This is a genomic window from Pseudomonadales bacterium, from assembly GCA_041395945.1.
Lineage (GTDB): Bacteria > Pseudomonadota > Gammaproteobacteria > Pseudomonadales > Azotimanducaceae > SZUA-309.
Genome location: JAWKZN010000002.1, coordinates 196096 through 211431, shown reverse-complemented (window position 1 = coordinate 211431; position 15336 = coordinate 196096). Strand labels below are relative to the sequence as shown.

Genomic DNA, 15336 nt, shown 5'->3' with positions numbered 1-15336 from the left:
GGCTATCCGAGGGTCTTTATACAGTTTACTTGCGTTAATAGCGTTCCTGATGGTCGCTGGCTGCTCGCCGGGGGGCGGCGATGGGGATGGTATCCAGTTCCAGCCATCCAATACGGCCACAGACGGACTGGTCAGCGTCACGGCAAGGGCGGGCCCGATCGTCAGGGTGCGGCCCGGCGACACTGCTCTGCTGGACGGCAGCAAGTCAGTCTCGGTGCCCGCGGCAGCTTTGAGCATTCAGTGGGCGCTGACGTCCAGACCCAGAGGCAGCGCTGCCGAACTGGACGACGCCAGTTACGAGAATCCGAGCTTTACCGCCGATCTTGAAGGCAGCTATGTCGCTCAGCTCAGGGTCAGCGCGGATGGTGTTACCAGTTCCCGTTCGGTGCAACTCGTGGTGGCAAGCGAGCCTCCGGAATCAGAGACTTTCCATGAAGGCCTGTCCTCGAACTGCATGACCTGCCACAACGGCACGCTCAGCGGTATTCCAGGGAAGTCGGCAGATCATGTCGCCACCGGTAACCAGTGCGCGACCTGTCATACGGCGACGCTGCGGGGATTCGCCGTCGTCCCTTCGGTGGATCACCAGGAAGTATTCGGCAACTGCAGCGAGTGCCACAATGGCGGTGTCGCGGTCGGCAAGTCGGTGTTCCATGCGGCGACCAACGCCGAGTGCGATGATTGCCACAACACCACAGCTTTTCTGACCCTTCTGCCCGACGGCAGTTTTGATCACTCAGGCATCCTGCGCGAATGCTCGGGTTGTCACAACGGCGCGATTGCCATAGGTAAGACACCCACCCCGCCGCATCCGGACACGAATACTGAATGCGGTTCGTGCCACACGACGGCAACCTTCGAAGGCGCGTATCCGGACCACACGGGGCCTGCAGTGGTCGGCAACCGCTGTGATTCCTGCCATGGTGTGACGGCAACCGGACCGATCGCGGGCCACCCTCAGCCGTTCGTCGACTGTGCCGCCTGCCACAGTATCAACACCTTCAGTCTGGGAGGTGTCTTCAATCACAGGATCGAAGCAGCGTTGCAGCCTTGTGAATCGTGCCACAACGACAACAACAGCATCAACGCACCCGGGAAGGGTTCCGCGGTGCCCAGTCACCCCGCGACCACAGCGGATTGCGGCACCTGCCACAACACGGACAGTTTCGCAGGTGGCGTATTCGATCACACCGGAATCGTGGACAACTGCGCTTCCTGCCATGGCGTCACCGCCACGGGCATGCACGCCAGTCATATGCCGACGCCGGAGGACTGCAGCGTCTGCCACACTCCCGGTACCTTTGCGACCGGTGTCTACGACCACTTCGGTGTGATCAACAACTGTGCGTCCTGCCATAACAATACGATCACACTCGGCAAGCTCGACAACCACATTCCGACCACCCAGGATTGCGTGGTATGCCACGACACGGTTGACTTCGCGAACGCGGTGTTCGACCACGTGGGCACAGATACGGGTGACTGTGCACTCTGCCACGGCACGGGTATCGCCCCTGGCAAGCCCCTCAATCACCTGCCGACAACGCTGGACTGCTCCTCGTGTCACGATGTCTTCAACTACGACACCTTTGCCGGCATCACATTCAGTCATCTGGGGATAGATCCCGGTAACTGCGCTGCCTGCCACGCCACGGGCATCGCCACGCCGAAGATCACCAATCACATCCCGGCGCAGACGGAGTGCAGCCTGTGCCATGACTCCACGGATGTGTTCGCATCGACCGTGTTCCTTGCGAACGTGCACCAGGACATCGTCTCAGGCTGCGAAGGCTGCCATGTCAGCCGCTTCTTCCCGGCGCGCGGGGACCTGGTCAAAGCATCCGGGCACCTGCCCACGGCGCAGGACTGCTCCAATTGCCACAGGGTTACCGGCTTCACCCCGTCGACCTTCTCCCACGCGGGCATTACCGGAAACTGCGCGTCCTGCCACAGCGGCAGCGCAGCGAATGCCGCGCTCGGCGCCCTGGGAGCGCCAGCGACACCCGTCCACCAGAACACCAGCGGTGACTGCTCGGTGTGCCACAACACGACCAGCTTCGCGGATGCCTTTGTGGATCACTCCGGGCCGGATGTCGTGGGTCGTCGCTGTGATTCCTGCCATAACGGCACCAATGCGACCGGCAAGGATGCCAAGGTCAATCCGCCCCATGTGGTGACCAGTCAGGATTGCGCTGTCTGCCATGTTCCTGGCGGGACATTCGCTCCGGCGCTGTTCAATCACGAGGGGATCGTGAACAACTGCGCGTCCTGCCATAACGGTGTCGATGCGACAGGCACCGGCGCGAAGGTCAATCCGCCGCATATCCCGATCACACAGGATTGCTCTGTATGTCACACCCCGGCAGGCTTTGCCCTCGCTCATTTTGATCATCAGGGAATCGTCGGTAACTGCGCCTCCTGCCACAACGGCAATACGGCCACCGGCAAAGACAACAATCATGTGCCGACCAATCGGGACTGTGTGAACTGTCACCAGACCACCGGCTTCATTCCGGCCACATTTGATCACACCGGCATCGTAAACAACTGCGCGTCCTGTCATGACACCGGTCTCGCCAGGGGCAAATCAAACAGCCATCTGCTCACAGGCCAGGACTGCAGCGTCTGCCACAACACCCGCGCATTCACTCCGGCGAGCTTCGATCACACCGGCATCGTCGATAACTGTGAATCCTGCCATGATGGCGTCAGCGCAATCGGTAAGGACTCCGCCGTTCCCGCGCACCTGAATACGGCGACGGACTGTCATTTCTGCCATACCACGGCGACCTTCGCTGGCGGCACCTGGGTGCACGATTCCAGCACTGTCGGGCGCTGCGACGATTGCCACAGTCCGGGTGGCGGGGCGACGTTCAAACCCCAGAATCACCTGGCAACGACGGTGCAGTGCGATGAATGTCATACGACCGAGCGCTGGGCGCCGACCACCTTCCTGCACGATCCCCAGGGCAACTACCCCGGCAACCACCGCCGGGACCCAGGCTGCAGCGGTTGTCATGGACCGAGTGTGAATGCGATCTTTGTGTATCCGACGCCACAGTACGCACCGGATTGCGCGGCCTGTCACGCGGGCGATTTCAGGCGCAAGGACAAGCATATCGGTGGCAGCAACGGCACGGTCTCCCAGAACCGGGATTGCAGTGGCGGCGGGCGCGGCTGTCACAGGGTCAGTGACAGCGGCTTTGATTGAGGTGGATTCCATCCGGACATCTGGGCGGTTGCTGGTTGGGCCGGTCCCGTCGAAAACCTCGATCGTCAGACAGCCGCGTCTCCTTGTTTCGCTGCTCGCGCTGGGTTTCTGCACCGCTGCAGCGCTGGCGGATCAGCCTCGAGCCATCGCTGCCGGTGAAAGGCTGGATGACGTGCGGATACAGGGTCTGAATGTACCCTCGCGCAGGTTGTCCACCTACCGGGGCCGGGCTCTGATCATCAACGTGTGGGCCAGCTGGTGCGGACCCTGCCGGGCGGAGATGGCTTCCCTGGAGCGGCTCGCGTGGATGGGACATCCGGCGGAATTCGCCGTGATCGGTGTTTCTACCGATGACTTCCCGGAGCGGGCCCGGTCGCTGCTGCGCGAAACAAACGCGACCATACCCCACTTCATCGACTCAGGACTGCGTGTGGAAACCATGCTCGGCGCGTCGCGGCTGCCCCTCACCGTGATTGTGGATGCCGACGGTCGGGTGGTTCAGAAAGTGTATGGCGCCCGCCAGTGGGACAGCCCCGACATGATCGCGGAGATCGATCGGCTGTTCGGCAATCCTCTGCCGGTAAGCCAGCAGTAAGCATCCGAAGGCAGGGAGGCCGGTCGTCGACATGGGCTGGTTAAACCGGCCGGGTAACTGAGTTCTCCCCGGGAGTCCGAGGTCCCGGCAAACTCGCAAAGTCTGTCTACACTTTCCGGTATGGATGGAGGTAGCAGCAATCTTCTGGAAGTGCCTGCGGGCAATCTGCAGCCGGGCATGTATGTGGCCGAGCTGGACAGACCCTGGCTCGATACGCCGTTTGCCGTACAGGGCTTCTATATCCGGGATCGCAGTGATGTGGATGTCGTCGCCAAACACTGCGCCTATGTGTTCGTAGATCCCCGCCGGCACAATCGCGATTTCCAGAAAGCAGCTTCGGACAGCGGTACGAAGGCCGCGCGCAAGGACGCCACCAGTCTCAAGCGTGAAATCCCGATGGCGAAAATGCAGCTCGAAAGCGCCAGTGAAGCCATGCGCAAGGTATTTGAGAAGCTTCGCTCGGGCCGGCATCTGGATCTGAAAGTGATGCAGCAGGTCATCGATCCGCTGGTGAGCAGTGTACTGCGCAACAGCGAGGCGCTGGCGGCGCTCGTCCGCATGAAAGCCAAGGGCGACTATCTGTTCAACCACAGCATTGCGAACGCGGTCTGGTCTTCGGTGCTCGGTCGTCAGCTCGGGCTGGGTCGGGATCAGTTGAAGAACCTCGCGCTCGGTGCTGCCGTCGTCGACATCGGGATGACCAGACTCGACGACTCAATGACTTCCTCGACCGCCGAATTCACGGTCGCGCAGCGTGAGCTGGTGCGTGGTCATGTGCAGATGGGTGTGGATATCCTGAGCCGGACCGAAGGTACCCATTCTGATGTGAAGGCGATTGTGCTCGCTCACCATGAGCGCTTCGATGGCTCCGGATATCCGGCCGGAGTTTCCGGCATGGACATTCCGCTTTTTGCGCGGATCGTCGGTCTGGTCGACAGTTATGACGCGATGATATCGACCCGGCCGCACGTCGGCGCCCGCTCATCCTTCGAAGCAATTCAGGAACTTGCGGATCTCAAAGGCGGCCTGTTCCAGGCGGAGCTGGTGGAGCAGTTCATGCAGGCCATCGGGCTGTTTCCCACCGGTTCGGTGATCGAGCTCAACACGGGTGAGGTCGGTGTGGTGGTTGCCCAGAATGCCCTCAGGCGCCTGCGTCCCAAAGTCGTCGTGATCCTGGATCAGGATAAGCAGCGCCACGCCAAACTGGTGGTGGTCGATCTCGGTAAATACGGCTCCGAGAATGCCGGATCGGATCTCTGGATCAATCGGGAGCTGGAGGTCGGGGCCTACGGTATTCGTCCGGACGAGTATTTCCTCTGATGGCCGATACCCTGGCGCTCATTGAACTGACCAATCGGAATGATGTGGCAGCCGATCTCGGCGCCGGCTGCCTGGAACTGTTCCTGGACGAATTCGAACAACGGGTCAGACAGCTGGTCCGGCCCCAGGACGAGTACATTCGCATAGAACCTCACAAGATCTGCGTGGTGCTGCGCGACGTCTGGGATCCCCAGATGCTGGAGCTGGCGGGTGCGAAAATCGGCCGGTTGTTTGCAGTACCCATCGAACTGCTCGGCGAAGATATTCAACCCGACGTGCGGGCGGCCTTCGTGCCTCCCGGTATTCAGAAGCTGGGGAACAAAGAGCGGATTCAGATTGCAGAGGCCGCGCTGCGGGAAGTGCGCAGAACCGAGCGGATCTACATCATCCGCGATGCTCAGGAATCCCGGCACACGGATATCGAAACGAAGCGGGAGCGGGAAGTCGAGCAGGCGCTGGCGCGGGGAGAGTTTGTGCTCTACTACCAGCCCCAGATCCATGCAGCGTATCGGAACCTGCTCGGGGCGGAAGCTCTGATGCGCTGGCACTCACCTGCCCACGGTGTCCGGCCACCGGCTGAATTCATTCCCTACGCGAAAAAACCTGAGCTGATACGGCAGATCACCTGGTTTGCCATCAAATCCGCGGTCGCTGCAGTTTCGCGCTGGCCCGAGCCGCTGGGCGTTGCGGTAAACGTACCGCCGGTGCTGCTGCGAGATTCCAGCCTGCAGGCGGTGGTCTCCGACGCACTGGCGATTTTCGGCTGTGCGCCACAGCGACTGACCCTGGAGATCACGGAAGACGCGATGATCGAAGATCCGGAGGCCGCGATGCTGGTGATGGAGGAATTCAGAACTCTGGGTATCCGTGTCGCCATCGACGACTTCGGTACCGGATATTCGTCCCTGTCCTACTTCCGGGACTTACCTGTAGACGAATTGAAGGTGGACCGTGCCTTCGTCTCGAAAATGCTCGATCAGCCCAGGGATGCCGGGATCGTGAAGGTCATCATCGATCTTGCCCACAATTTTTCATTGAAGGTGGTTGCCGAAGGTGTAGAAGACGAAGCGACTGCGCTTGCGCTGCAGAGACTCGGGTGCGATGTGCTGCAGGGCTACCACATCGGCAGGCCGGTTCCGGAGCTTGAGTTTCTTGAGAGTGTCTGAGCCCGGAGCTGCGCTTCAGATAACGGCGGCGCGGATGTCTGTTACCCGGGCAGAAAAAAAGGGGAATCAGCGGATTCCCCTTTTTGCACTGTCCCGCTCATGTTGAACACACCTGCCTGAGCAGGCGCGCCGGCGCAGACGATCAGGTCTGTTCAGATCAGCAGGGGTGCTATCACCAGACTCACAATCGCCATCACGTTGATGAGGATGTTCATCGCCGGGCCCGAGGTGTCCTTGAACGGATCACCCACGGTATCGCCGACCACGGTCGCCGCGTGTACGGGTGAACCCTTGCCACCCAGGTTACCTTTTTCCACATATTTCTTGGCGTTGTCCCAGGCGCCACCGGCATTGGCCATGGTCAGCGCCAGCAGCACACAGCCCAGCAGTCCGCCACCGAGGGTGCCACCCAGTGCGGCCGGTCCGAGACCGAAACCGACGACGGGGGGTACCAGCACGGCGATGGTGCCCGGTAACAGCATGCGGCGCAGTGCGGCGGTGGTGGCGATGTCCACACACTTGGCGGTATCCGGCTCGGCTTTACCTTCCAGCAGACCGGGGATCTCGCGGAACTGACGACGGATCTCCTGGATCATCTCCATCGCCGCATCACCCACTGCGGTCATGGTGATGGAGGCAATCAGGAACGGGATCAGACCGCCGATGAACAGACCGATGAGCACGTCGGGATCACCGATGTGCAGGGTGAAGTTCGGATCGTGATGGGAGATGGTTTCCACATAGGCGGCGATGATGGCCAGTGCGGCGAGGGCTGCGGCACCGATGGCGAAGCCTTTGCCGATGGCGGCGGTGGTATTACCCAGTTCGTCCAGGGAGTCGGTGATCCTGCGGGTTTCCTTACCCAGGCCGCTCATCTCCGCGATACCGCCGGCGTTGTCGGCCACCGGGCCGTAGGCGTCGATGGCCATGGTGAAGCCCACCGTGGCGAGCATGCCGAGGGCGGCGATGCCGACGCCGTACAGGCCGGCGAGGCTGGTCGAAACATAGATGATGCCGCAGATGGCCAGCACGGGTACCACCACTGACTGCATGCCGACGGCCAGACCGGTGATCATGACCGTAGCAGATCCGGTTTCTCCGGATTTGGCGATGCGGATGATGGGGCTGCCCGAGGTGTAGTGCTCGGTGACCAGCCCGATCACGATGCCGCCGACCGCGCCGGCGAGCACCGACCACCAGATCGCGCTGTCGAGGCCCATCGAATCGATCACGAAGTAGGCGACAGCGATGAAGACGATGGGCGCCCCGATGGTGCCGAAACGCAGCGCGACCGCCGGCTGCTGGGCAGACATGGCGCGGACGATGCCGATGCCGAACATCGAGCAGATCAGGCCGGCAGAGGCCAGCATGAGGGGCAGGGCCATCAGCGCGGCACGGGCCTGTGCTTCGTCGGCAATGCCGGGGGTCGCCATGTCGAGCTGGCTGATGGCCAGGGTGGAAGCGATCGCGATGGTGGCGATCATCGCACCGCAGTAGCTTTCGAAGATGTCCGATCCCATACCCGCCACATCGCCGACGTTGTCGCCGACGTTGTCGGCGATCACGCCCGGATTGCGCGGATCGTCTTCCGGAATACCGGCTTCGAGTTTGCCCACCAGATCAGCGCCTACGTCGGCACTCTTGGTGAAGATGCCACCACCGACCCTGGAAAACAGCGCGACGACGGATGCGCCCATGCCGAAGCCGTGGATGTTGTGTGCGGTTTCCGGATCGCCGCCGAAGAAATAGTAGAGGGAGCCCAGTCCGAGCAGGCCCATGGACGCAACGGTGAGACCCATGATCGATCCACCGAAGAAGGCCACACTCAGGGCCGCGGCTGCGCCTTTGGTGTGTGCTGCGGTGGTGGTGCGCACATTGGACTTGGTGGCTGTGTACATGCCGATCCAGCCAGCCGTGGCGGAGGACACGGCACCGACCAGGAAGGCAATGGCGGTCTCGGTGCCGAGGGCGATATACAGAATGACCAGCAGCACGCCGGCGAACATGGCAAGCATGCTGTATTCACGGCGCATGAAGACCATGGCGCCCAGGTGAATGGCATCGCCGATTTTCCTGACTTTCTCATTGCCCGCGTCGTAACGCAGCACCAGTCCAAAAATGATGAAGGCCACAATGAGGCCGGCGATACCGAACAAGGGCGGTATCAGGGTTATATCAATCATGGGAATCCCCAACTCTCTCGACGACATAGAAATTATTCGGGCAACAGCCTGGCGCTGTGCGACCGCTAGCTTGTGAGCCCGTGGTCGCGAGGATTCGACAGGATACTGGGTGCCCCCCCTCAAGCGGCGCGTATTCTAACGGAGGGGCGGGGGAATAAGAACCGGCGGCTGCCCCGGGAATTTCGGGGTCCTGGTAAGTCCCGCCCCGCCTCGCTGATTTGAGCGGGATAATCACAACCCCGGCAGCCGGTTCCTTCAGCCCTGGGCCAGCAGGGATCGCAGATCGATGATTGCCGCGTTCGCCCGGGAGATGTAGGAGGCCATCACCAGCGAATGATTGGCCAGAATCCCGAAACCGTCCCCATTCAGCACCATGGGGCTCCAGAGTGCATCCTGGGTAGGCTCCAGCTCGCGGATGATCTGCTGGAGGCTCACCCGGGCGTTTTTGTTGTCCAGCACATCGCCGAAGTCCCGCTCCATGGCCCGGAGCAGGTGGATGAGGGCCCAGGTGTGGCCCCGGGCTTCGTAGAAGACGTCATCCAGTTCCAACCAGGGCGTTTTGGTCTCCTCCTCCTCCGGGGCATCGGTTGCGCGCCGTGCGGCGGGATCACTGGCCAGATCCAGGTTGAGCTGACGTTTGCCGACGCTGGCGGACAGGCGCTGGGAGAGACTGCCCAGCCGGGTTTCCACCCCCTGCAGCCATTTCTGCAGGTTGTCTGCCCGGGTATAGAACTGGGCCCCGGTCTCGGCGGGGTTGGCAAGACGGGCGAGGTAGTCCTCGAGGCCCTTGATGCCATCGCGATACTCGCTTTCGGACTGGGGAAAGGCCCAGCTCGAGTTGTCGAAAAAGAACTTTCCTTCCGCCTCGGACAGATCCGGGTCTTCCTTCGACTGGCTCTGGGAGCGGGAAAAGTCGATACGGAAGGCGCGGGCGGCGTCGCGGATCTGGGTCAGCACCCCGAATTCCCAGTTGGGTACGTTGTCGAGCCAGACGCCGGGAGGAAACAGGTCGTTGGAAAGAAAGCCGCCGCGCTTGTTCAGCAGGGTTTCACCGAGGCGGATGAGGGTTGCGGTGGTGATGTAGCCGGTCACCAGGGTGCGGTTATGGGATTCGGCGTGCAGTGCAGCGTTTTCCCGCACGGCGAACAGATCCGGTTCGTAGTCCCACCACCAGGCAACGAGCAGGCAGACGAGAAGATAGGCGACCAGCAGACCCCCGGCTGCCCGCGCGGCGAGCCCCGCATTCGACCCGCTGGTGTCGACGCTCTCCCAGAACTTCCAGTTCATTGTGTTGCTCCCACGGGTATCTGGCGAAAAGACAGGACGACCTCTTCGCCCGTATGGGTGGTGAAGGTGACCGGGTTCTGCTCGGTCAGAGATGTTACGCCGAACAGCATCAGATGGTTGCCGCCGGGCACAAAACTCAGTGTGCCACCGGCGGGGACGATCACCTGCTCGAGGCGTCTCATACGCATGATGTCGCCATCCCGGACTACCGTGTGAAACTCAGCCGCCCGCGCAGAGGCGGCGTTGACCGCAACCAGTTCGACGTCCTGCCTGCCTTCGTTGCGGACTTCGAAATAGCCGACCGTTTTGTCCTGGCCGGGGATCAGAGCGCGTATCCGGGCGTTGTCGAAATGCAGGTCGTTCGGCCCGGCGGTTGCGGATACTGACCAGGCCAGCAGCGCTGCAGTGAGGATTGTTCTGCCCAGGCGTGAAATCAATTCCGGGGCCGAGGCGACGGTGACGATCATTCGAGGCATTGGACCCAGCTGATTCCGGTTTCCGTTGGTGAAGGGTGATGGTAACCCGACACCGTCCGGCAGACGAACCTCAGCGCTCAATGGCCTGTGTCGCAGCGGACTCAATCCGATGCGAAGCATCGGACCTAATCCGAGGGGAAGCATCGGACCTAATCCGATGGGAAGCATCGGACCTCGACCGCCGCCGGGGAGGCGATCCGCACTTCGGCGCGCAGGCGGCCTGGTCCGGGTGCTGCGTTCATCCGCTGATAGATCCAGCGCCCCTCCGGATCATTGCTGACCTGGATGATGACCCGGCAGTCACCGGCTTTTGCCTGGCCACCGAGGCGGCCAAGCTGGGGACTCAGGGTCGGACTGCGCTCGGCTACCAGCCGCCAGTCGAGCACCACCCGGGTACGGACAGCGCGCTCCTCCATGCGCAGTCGCTGCTCGATGGCGGCCAGACCCGGGTACTCCGGATACACCAGCCGGGCCTGGGAGAGAGCGATATCCGCACTGAACAGGTCATTGCGATCCAGGGCAATCTGGGCTTCCTCGAGATACTGCTCGGCGATCAGAGTCAGGCCGAGCTGGGCATCCGGGTTATCAGAGTCGAGCAGGAGAATCTGCTGGTAGAGGTCCATGGCACTGTCCCGCACCGGGTAGATGCGTTGCCCGGTGCGCAGAGCGGCTTCCGCGCGATCCAGGAGCCCGCGGATCAGAGCGGCGTCCGACCCGGGTCCCTCAGCGGTTGCGTAACCGGCGGTACCGCACAGAAACACCGGCAGGAGCAGGCGGACTGTGAAACGGATTGCGCGTCTGGGGATCAGCGTCGGATTCCTGCAGAAGGACTGTATCCAGGGTGTTTCGTGGGTCGGGAAACTGTACAGCAAGGGATTTCCGCGGTGTTGCTCGACTGTGGTCAATGGCGAAACGGCCACCCGTCAGCGTGGCTACCTGTTCCGAGTCTGCCTAGAATGGCCGTGCTCAGTTCACGGTTTTGGTGGCCGGCGGGCGCTATATTGCCGGGTCGAGGGCCGAACTCCAAAGGATTTGGCGTGTCCGAAGAACGTGCTGTGTGCCTGCAGGAAGCAGATGCCTGCAGGAAGCGGATGCGGGAAGCGGGAAGCGGGAAGCGGATAAAGAAAAAGATGACAGCCGGTAACAGACAGAAACTCACCCGCCCCCGGAAACCCGCTGCGATGGGGTCTGCCCTCCCGCCGAAAAACCTGTTGTGGAGTGCTCTGCTCGGACTGCTGCTGCTGAGCCCCCTGACCCTGGGCGCCGAGTTGCCGGAAGGCAGGAAAAAGGAAGTCTGGAGCTTTGCAGAGCCGGACTTTCTCCCCGTGGATGAAGCCTTTCAAGTGACCGCCGAAGTCGGGCAGGATGGTGCGGTGCTCGTGCGCTGGACGATGGCCGACGGCTACTATCTGTACCGCCATCGTTTCGGCTTCGATACCCGGTCGGGTGCCGGGGAGAAGACCTCGCCCGTCACCCTCGGTGCGCCGGAGATTCCGCCGGGAAAGCAGAAAATCGATGAATATTTCGGTGAAGTAGAAGTTTACTACCACGAGGCCCAGGCGCGGGTGCCTGTCGCTTCCGGTGCCGGTCTCGTTGAGGTCGGCGTCAGCTATCAGGGCTGTGCAGATGCGGGACTCTGTTATCCCCCCGAAACCAAGTGGCTGAGTCTGCGGCTCGCCGCGGCGGGCGGTGGCGCCGACACAGGCGGCGGCTCAGGCCCGACCCCGTCCGCAATCCCCCGGACCGAGGAGCGCGAACTGGCCACCATGCTTGCGGAAGGTGGCCTGCTTACCTCACTGCTGCTGTTTTTTCTCGGTGGCATCGCGCTCGCATTCACACCCTGTGTATTGCCCATGGTGCCCATTCTGTCGAGCATCATCGTGGGGGAGGCAGACAATCTGAGCCGGGGCCGTGCGCTCAGTCTCTCGGTGGCCTATGTGCTCGGCATGGCGCTGACCTACGCTGCCGTCGGGGTGCTGGTCGGGCTGTTCGGAGCCGGTCTCAATCTGCAGGCGGCCCTGCAGTCACCGGCCGTGCTGTCGGTCTTCGCCGGGGTTTTTGTGCTGCTGTCCCTGTCCATGTTCGGCTTCTACGAGCTGCAGCTGCCGGCGAGCTGGCAGAACGGCCTCAACGCCCTGGGCGATCGGGTCGGAGGCGGTAAGCATCTGAGCGTGGTGGTCATGGGCTCGCTGTCGAGCCTGGTGGTGTCTCCCTGTGTGTCCGCGCCGCTGGCGGGTGCGCTCATTTATATCTCGACCACGGGCGACGCGGTGCTCGGGGGTCTGGCGCTGCTTGCGCTGGGGCTCGGCATGGGTGTGCCGCTGCTGGTGGTCGGGGCCAGCGGTGGACAGTTCCTGCCGAAAGCCGGCGTCTGGATGAACACGGTGAAGGCCGTGTTCGGTGTGCTGCTTCTGGGTGTTGCGATCTGGCTGCTCGAGCGGGTGGTACCGCCTTCCTTCACGCTGGTGCTGTGGGCCGCGCTGGCCATCGGTTGTGGCGTCTATCTGGGTGCGATGGACTTTTCTCCCCGGCAGGGCTGGGGCCAGTTGTGGAAAGCCTGTGGCGCATTTGGCTTCGTTTACGGGGTCCTGCTGCTGATCGGCGCGGCGTCCGGGGCCGAGGATCCGCTCAATCCCCTCGGTCGCTTCGCCGGCGGGCCGATTCTGATGACCGACACAGGCGCACCTGGCGGGGGCTCTGCCCAGGCGCGGCATGCCGGTGATGGTCTGGTCTGGAACCCGGTTGCCGATCTGGCCGATCTGCGCAGCCAGCTCGACAGGGCGGCTGCCGAAGGGCGCCCCGCACTGCTCGACCTCTACGCCGACTGGTGTATCTCCTGCAAGGTGATGGAGCGCTCCGTGTTTCCGAAACCAGAGGTGGCCAGTCGCCTGGCCCGTTTTTATCTGCTGCGTGCGGATGTGACCAGAAATGATGCCGAGGACAAGGCGCTGATGGCTGAATACGGTCTGTTCGGGCCGCCAAGCCTGGTCTTTTTCGGCGAAGATAGCAGCGAGATGTCCGAAGTAAGAATTCAAGGGGAGGTCGGCGCAGAGGTCCTCTCGAGGCATCTGGCGGCAGTTCTGGCCCAGCTGGAGCAGAATAATTTCGGCGAAATGGCGTTTAACATCGGCCAATAGGCGGTTAACACGCACAGACGGTGGCATTGGCGCCCGTGATCCTGCAGAATTCCCGCCGACATTCCGTAGCTTTCCGGATAAGAGGACGATCATGGCAAAACTGCTGGTCCTGCACGGCCCCAATCTGAACCTGCTCGGCACCCGCGAACCGGAAATCTATGGTCGCGACACCCTGGAAGTCATCAATCACCGGCTCAAAAAACTGGCGACCCAGGCGGGCCACGAACTCTCCTGTGTACAGAGCAACGCGGAGCATGAACTGGTGGACGCCGTGCATGCAGCCCGGGACGCGGGGGTTGCCTATATCCTGATCAACCCGGGCGCCTTCACCCACACCAGCATCGCCCTGCGGGATGCGCTGCTCGGCGTCGGCATTCCGTTCATCGAAGTCCATCTGTCCAATGTCCACGCCCGGGAAGACTTCCGCCGCAGGAGCTACCTCAGTGATGTGGCGGTTGGCGTGATTACCGGTCTGGGCGCCAGGGGCTACGAGCACGCACTGGCCAGCGCCCTTGCGGGTCTCGAAAAGGCCGATTCGGAGGGCGGGTGATGAGCGTGGATCTGCGTAAAATCAAGAAGCTGATCGAACTTGTGGAAGCGTCCGGTATTTCCGAACTCGAAGTACGGGATGGGGAAGAGACCATCCGCATCGCGCGGCCTTTCGGTGGCCTGGCTACCCGACCCGCCGGCTCGATGCCCGCGCGCAGCGCGATGGGCGCGGGTGCTGAGGCCGCAGAAGGGGTCCCGGCAGACGACCGCCCGTCATCTCAACCCGCCCGGCGCACCAGCATCATGGAAATACGCTCGCCCATGGCGGGCACGTTTTACCGTGCGCCAGGACCGGGACAGCGCCCCTTTGTCGAGCCCGGTCAGAAGGTGGAGGCCGGGGACGTGGTCTGCATCATCGAGAGCATGAAGATGATGAACGAGATCACCGCCGACCGGCCCGGCACCTGCGTGGCCGTGGTCGGACATGACGGGGAAGCTGTGAGCACCGGGCAGGTACTGCTGCGCTTCGAAAGCTGATCGTGGCCTGGTTGCGGGTACGTCTGAAGGCTTCCTCTGCACAACTGCCACTGCTGGAAGCCGGTCTGGAAGCGCTGGGTGCGCTAGCGGTGACCAGCAGTGACGCCGGAGACGAGCCGATCGTGGAACCCGCCCCGGGGGAAACGCCGCTGTGGGCCCGGCTTCGGGTCGAAGCACTGTTTGCAGAAGCGGTTGATCCGGAGCGTGTGCGCGCTGCCCTCCGGCACTTCGCGTTCCTTCCGGATTCACTGCTGATCGACATTCTCGGCGATGCCGACTGGCAGAACGCCTGGCGTCAGCACGCGGTGCAGGCCTGTTTCGGTGGACGACTCTGGGTCCTGCCCCGGGACGCTGCAGCGCCGCAAGGATCTGCCAGGGGCGCCCTGTTGCGGCTCGACCCGGGACTCGCCTTCGGCACGGGCAGCCATCCGACAACCCGGCTGTGCCTGGAGTGGCTGGCCACCCATCCGCTGGAAGGGCTCGAGGTTCTGGATCTCGGTTGCGGATCCGGCATCCTGGCGCTGGCAGCGCTGAAGCTCGGTTGCCACAGCGTGCACGCCATCGACCACGATCCCCAGGCCCTGCTCGCTACGAAAGACAACGCTGCCTACAATGCGCTGGCCGACGAGCGGCTGGTGCTCGGTGAACCGGCGGATCTGCAATCTGCAGATTCTGCCGGGGATGGGACCTTCGATCTGGTGGTGGCCAACATTCTGGCGAACCCCCTGATCGAGCTGGCGGCGGAGATCACCCGGCAGACGCGGGTTGGCGGTCGCATCGTACTTTCCGGACTGCTGGCCGGGCAGGCGGAAGCGGTGCAGGCCGCGTATCCACAAATGGACTTTGACAATCCCGCCTGTGAGGCCGACGAGCATGGTGCCCTGTGGGCTAGACTGGAGGCTACCCGCCGCATCTGAGCCGGGCGCCGTCACACG

The 15336-nt window shown here is 62.5% G+C and carries 12 protein-coding genes; 8 read left to right on the top strand and 4 right to left on the bottom strand.

Annotated features, from left to right (window positions below):
• The first annotated feature begins 49 nt into the window (after window positions 1-49).
• The 4 genes from R3E82_17710 to R3E82_17695 all read left to right on the top strand — a co-directional run bounded on the left by R3E82_17710 (window position 50) and on the right by R3E82_17695 (window position 6292).
• Window positions 50-3211 carry a hypothetical protein gene (locus tag R3E82_17710; protein MEZ5552722.1) on the top strand — a complete coding sequence of 1054 codons (3162 nt, stop codon included), beginning with the start codon at window positions 50-52 and terminating at the stop codon, window positions 3209-3211.
• 28 nt (window positions 3212-3239) lie between these two features.
• Window positions 3240-3806 (top strand): TlpA disulfide reductase family protein, encoded by a 567-nt coding sequence (locus R3E82_17705; GenBank protein ID MEZ5552721.1) that lies wholly within the window; start codon window positions 3240-3242, stop codon window positions 3804-3806.
• Between the two features lie 120 nt (window positions 3807-3926).
• Window positions 3927-5126 carry an HD-GYP domain-containing protein gene (locus R3E82_17700; GenBank protein MEZ5552720.1) on the top strand — a complete coding sequence of 400 codons (1200 nt, stop codon included), beginning with the start codon at window positions 3927-3929 and terminating at the stop codon, window positions 5124-5126.
• Window positions 5126-6292 (top strand): EAL domain-containing protein, encoded by a 1167-nt coding sequence (locus R3E82_17695; protein MEZ5552719.1) that lies wholly within the window; start codon window positions 5126-5128, stop codon window positions 6290-6292. Before R3E82_17700 ends, R3E82_17695 begins: the two co-directional genes overlap by 1 nt.
• 152 nt (window positions 6293-6444) lie before the next feature.
• Here the strand turns inward: R3E82_17695 and R3E82_17690 are convergent, their stop codons facing one another.
• The 4 genes from R3E82_17690 to R3E82_17675 form a co-directional block, all read right to left on the bottom strand.
• Window positions 6445-8475 carry a sodium-translocating pyrophosphatase gene (locus tag R3E82_17690; protein MEZ5552718.1) on the bottom strand — a complete coding sequence of 677 codons (2031 nt, stop codon included), beginning with the start codon at window positions 8473-8475 and terminating at the stop codon, window positions 6445-6447.
• A 255-nt stretch (window positions 8476-8730) separates the two neighbouring features.
• Complete coding sequence (locus R3E82_17685) at window positions 8731-9762, bottom strand: DUF2333 family protein (protein ID MEZ5552717.1); 1032 nt, start codon at window positions 9760-9762, stop codon at window positions 8731-8733.
• On the bottom strand, window positions 9759-10358 hold the full coding sequence (locus tag R3E82_17680; protein ID MEZ5552716.1) for a copper chaperone PCu(A)C: 600 nt from the start codon (window positions 10356-10358) through the stop codon (window positions 9759-9761). Before R3E82_17680 ends, R3E82_17685 begins: the two co-directional genes overlap by 4 nt.
• Window positions 10359-10387: 29 nt before the next feature.
• The gene (locus R3E82_17675) at window positions 10388-11110 is read right to left on the bottom strand and encodes a hypothetical protein (protein ID MEZ5552715.1); all 723 of its coding nucleotides are present in this window, start codon (window positions 11108-11110) and stop codon (window positions 10388-10390) included.
• A gap of 165 nt (window positions 11111-11275) precedes the next feature.
• Between R3E82_17675 and dsbD the strand changes: the two genes are divergently transcribed.
• The 4 genes from dsbD to prmA all read left to right on the top strand — a co-directional run bounded on the left by dsbD (window position 11276) and on the right by prmA (window position 15318).
• Window positions 11276-13375 (top strand): protein-disulfide reductase DsbD, encoded by a 2100-nt coding sequence (gene dsbD, locus R3E82_17670; GenBank protein ID MEZ5552714.1) that lies wholly within the window; start codon window positions 11276-11278, stop codon window positions 13373-13375.
• 91 nt (window positions 13376-13466) lie between these two features.
• Complete coding sequence (aroQ, locus tag R3E82_17665; GenBank protein MEZ5552713.1) at window positions 13467-13925, top strand: type II 3-dehydroquinate dehydratase; 459 nt, start codon at window positions 13467-13469, stop codon at window positions 13923-13925.
• On the top strand, window positions 13925-14401 hold the full coding sequence (gene accB, locus R3E82_17660; GenBank protein ID MEZ5552712.1) for an acetyl-CoA carboxylase biotin carboxyl carrier protein: 477 nt from the start codon (window positions 13925-13927) through the stop codon (window positions 14399-14401). The genes aroQ and accB overlap by 1 nt, the downstream gene beginning before the upstream one ends.
• 2 nt (window positions 14402-14403) lie before the next feature.
• Entirely contained in the window at window positions 14404-15318 is a 915-nt protein-coding gene (gene prmA / locus R3E82_17655; protein MEZ5552711.1) for a 50S ribosomal protein L11 methyltransferase, read from the top strand.
• Window positions 15319-15336: the final 18 nt, after the last annotated feature.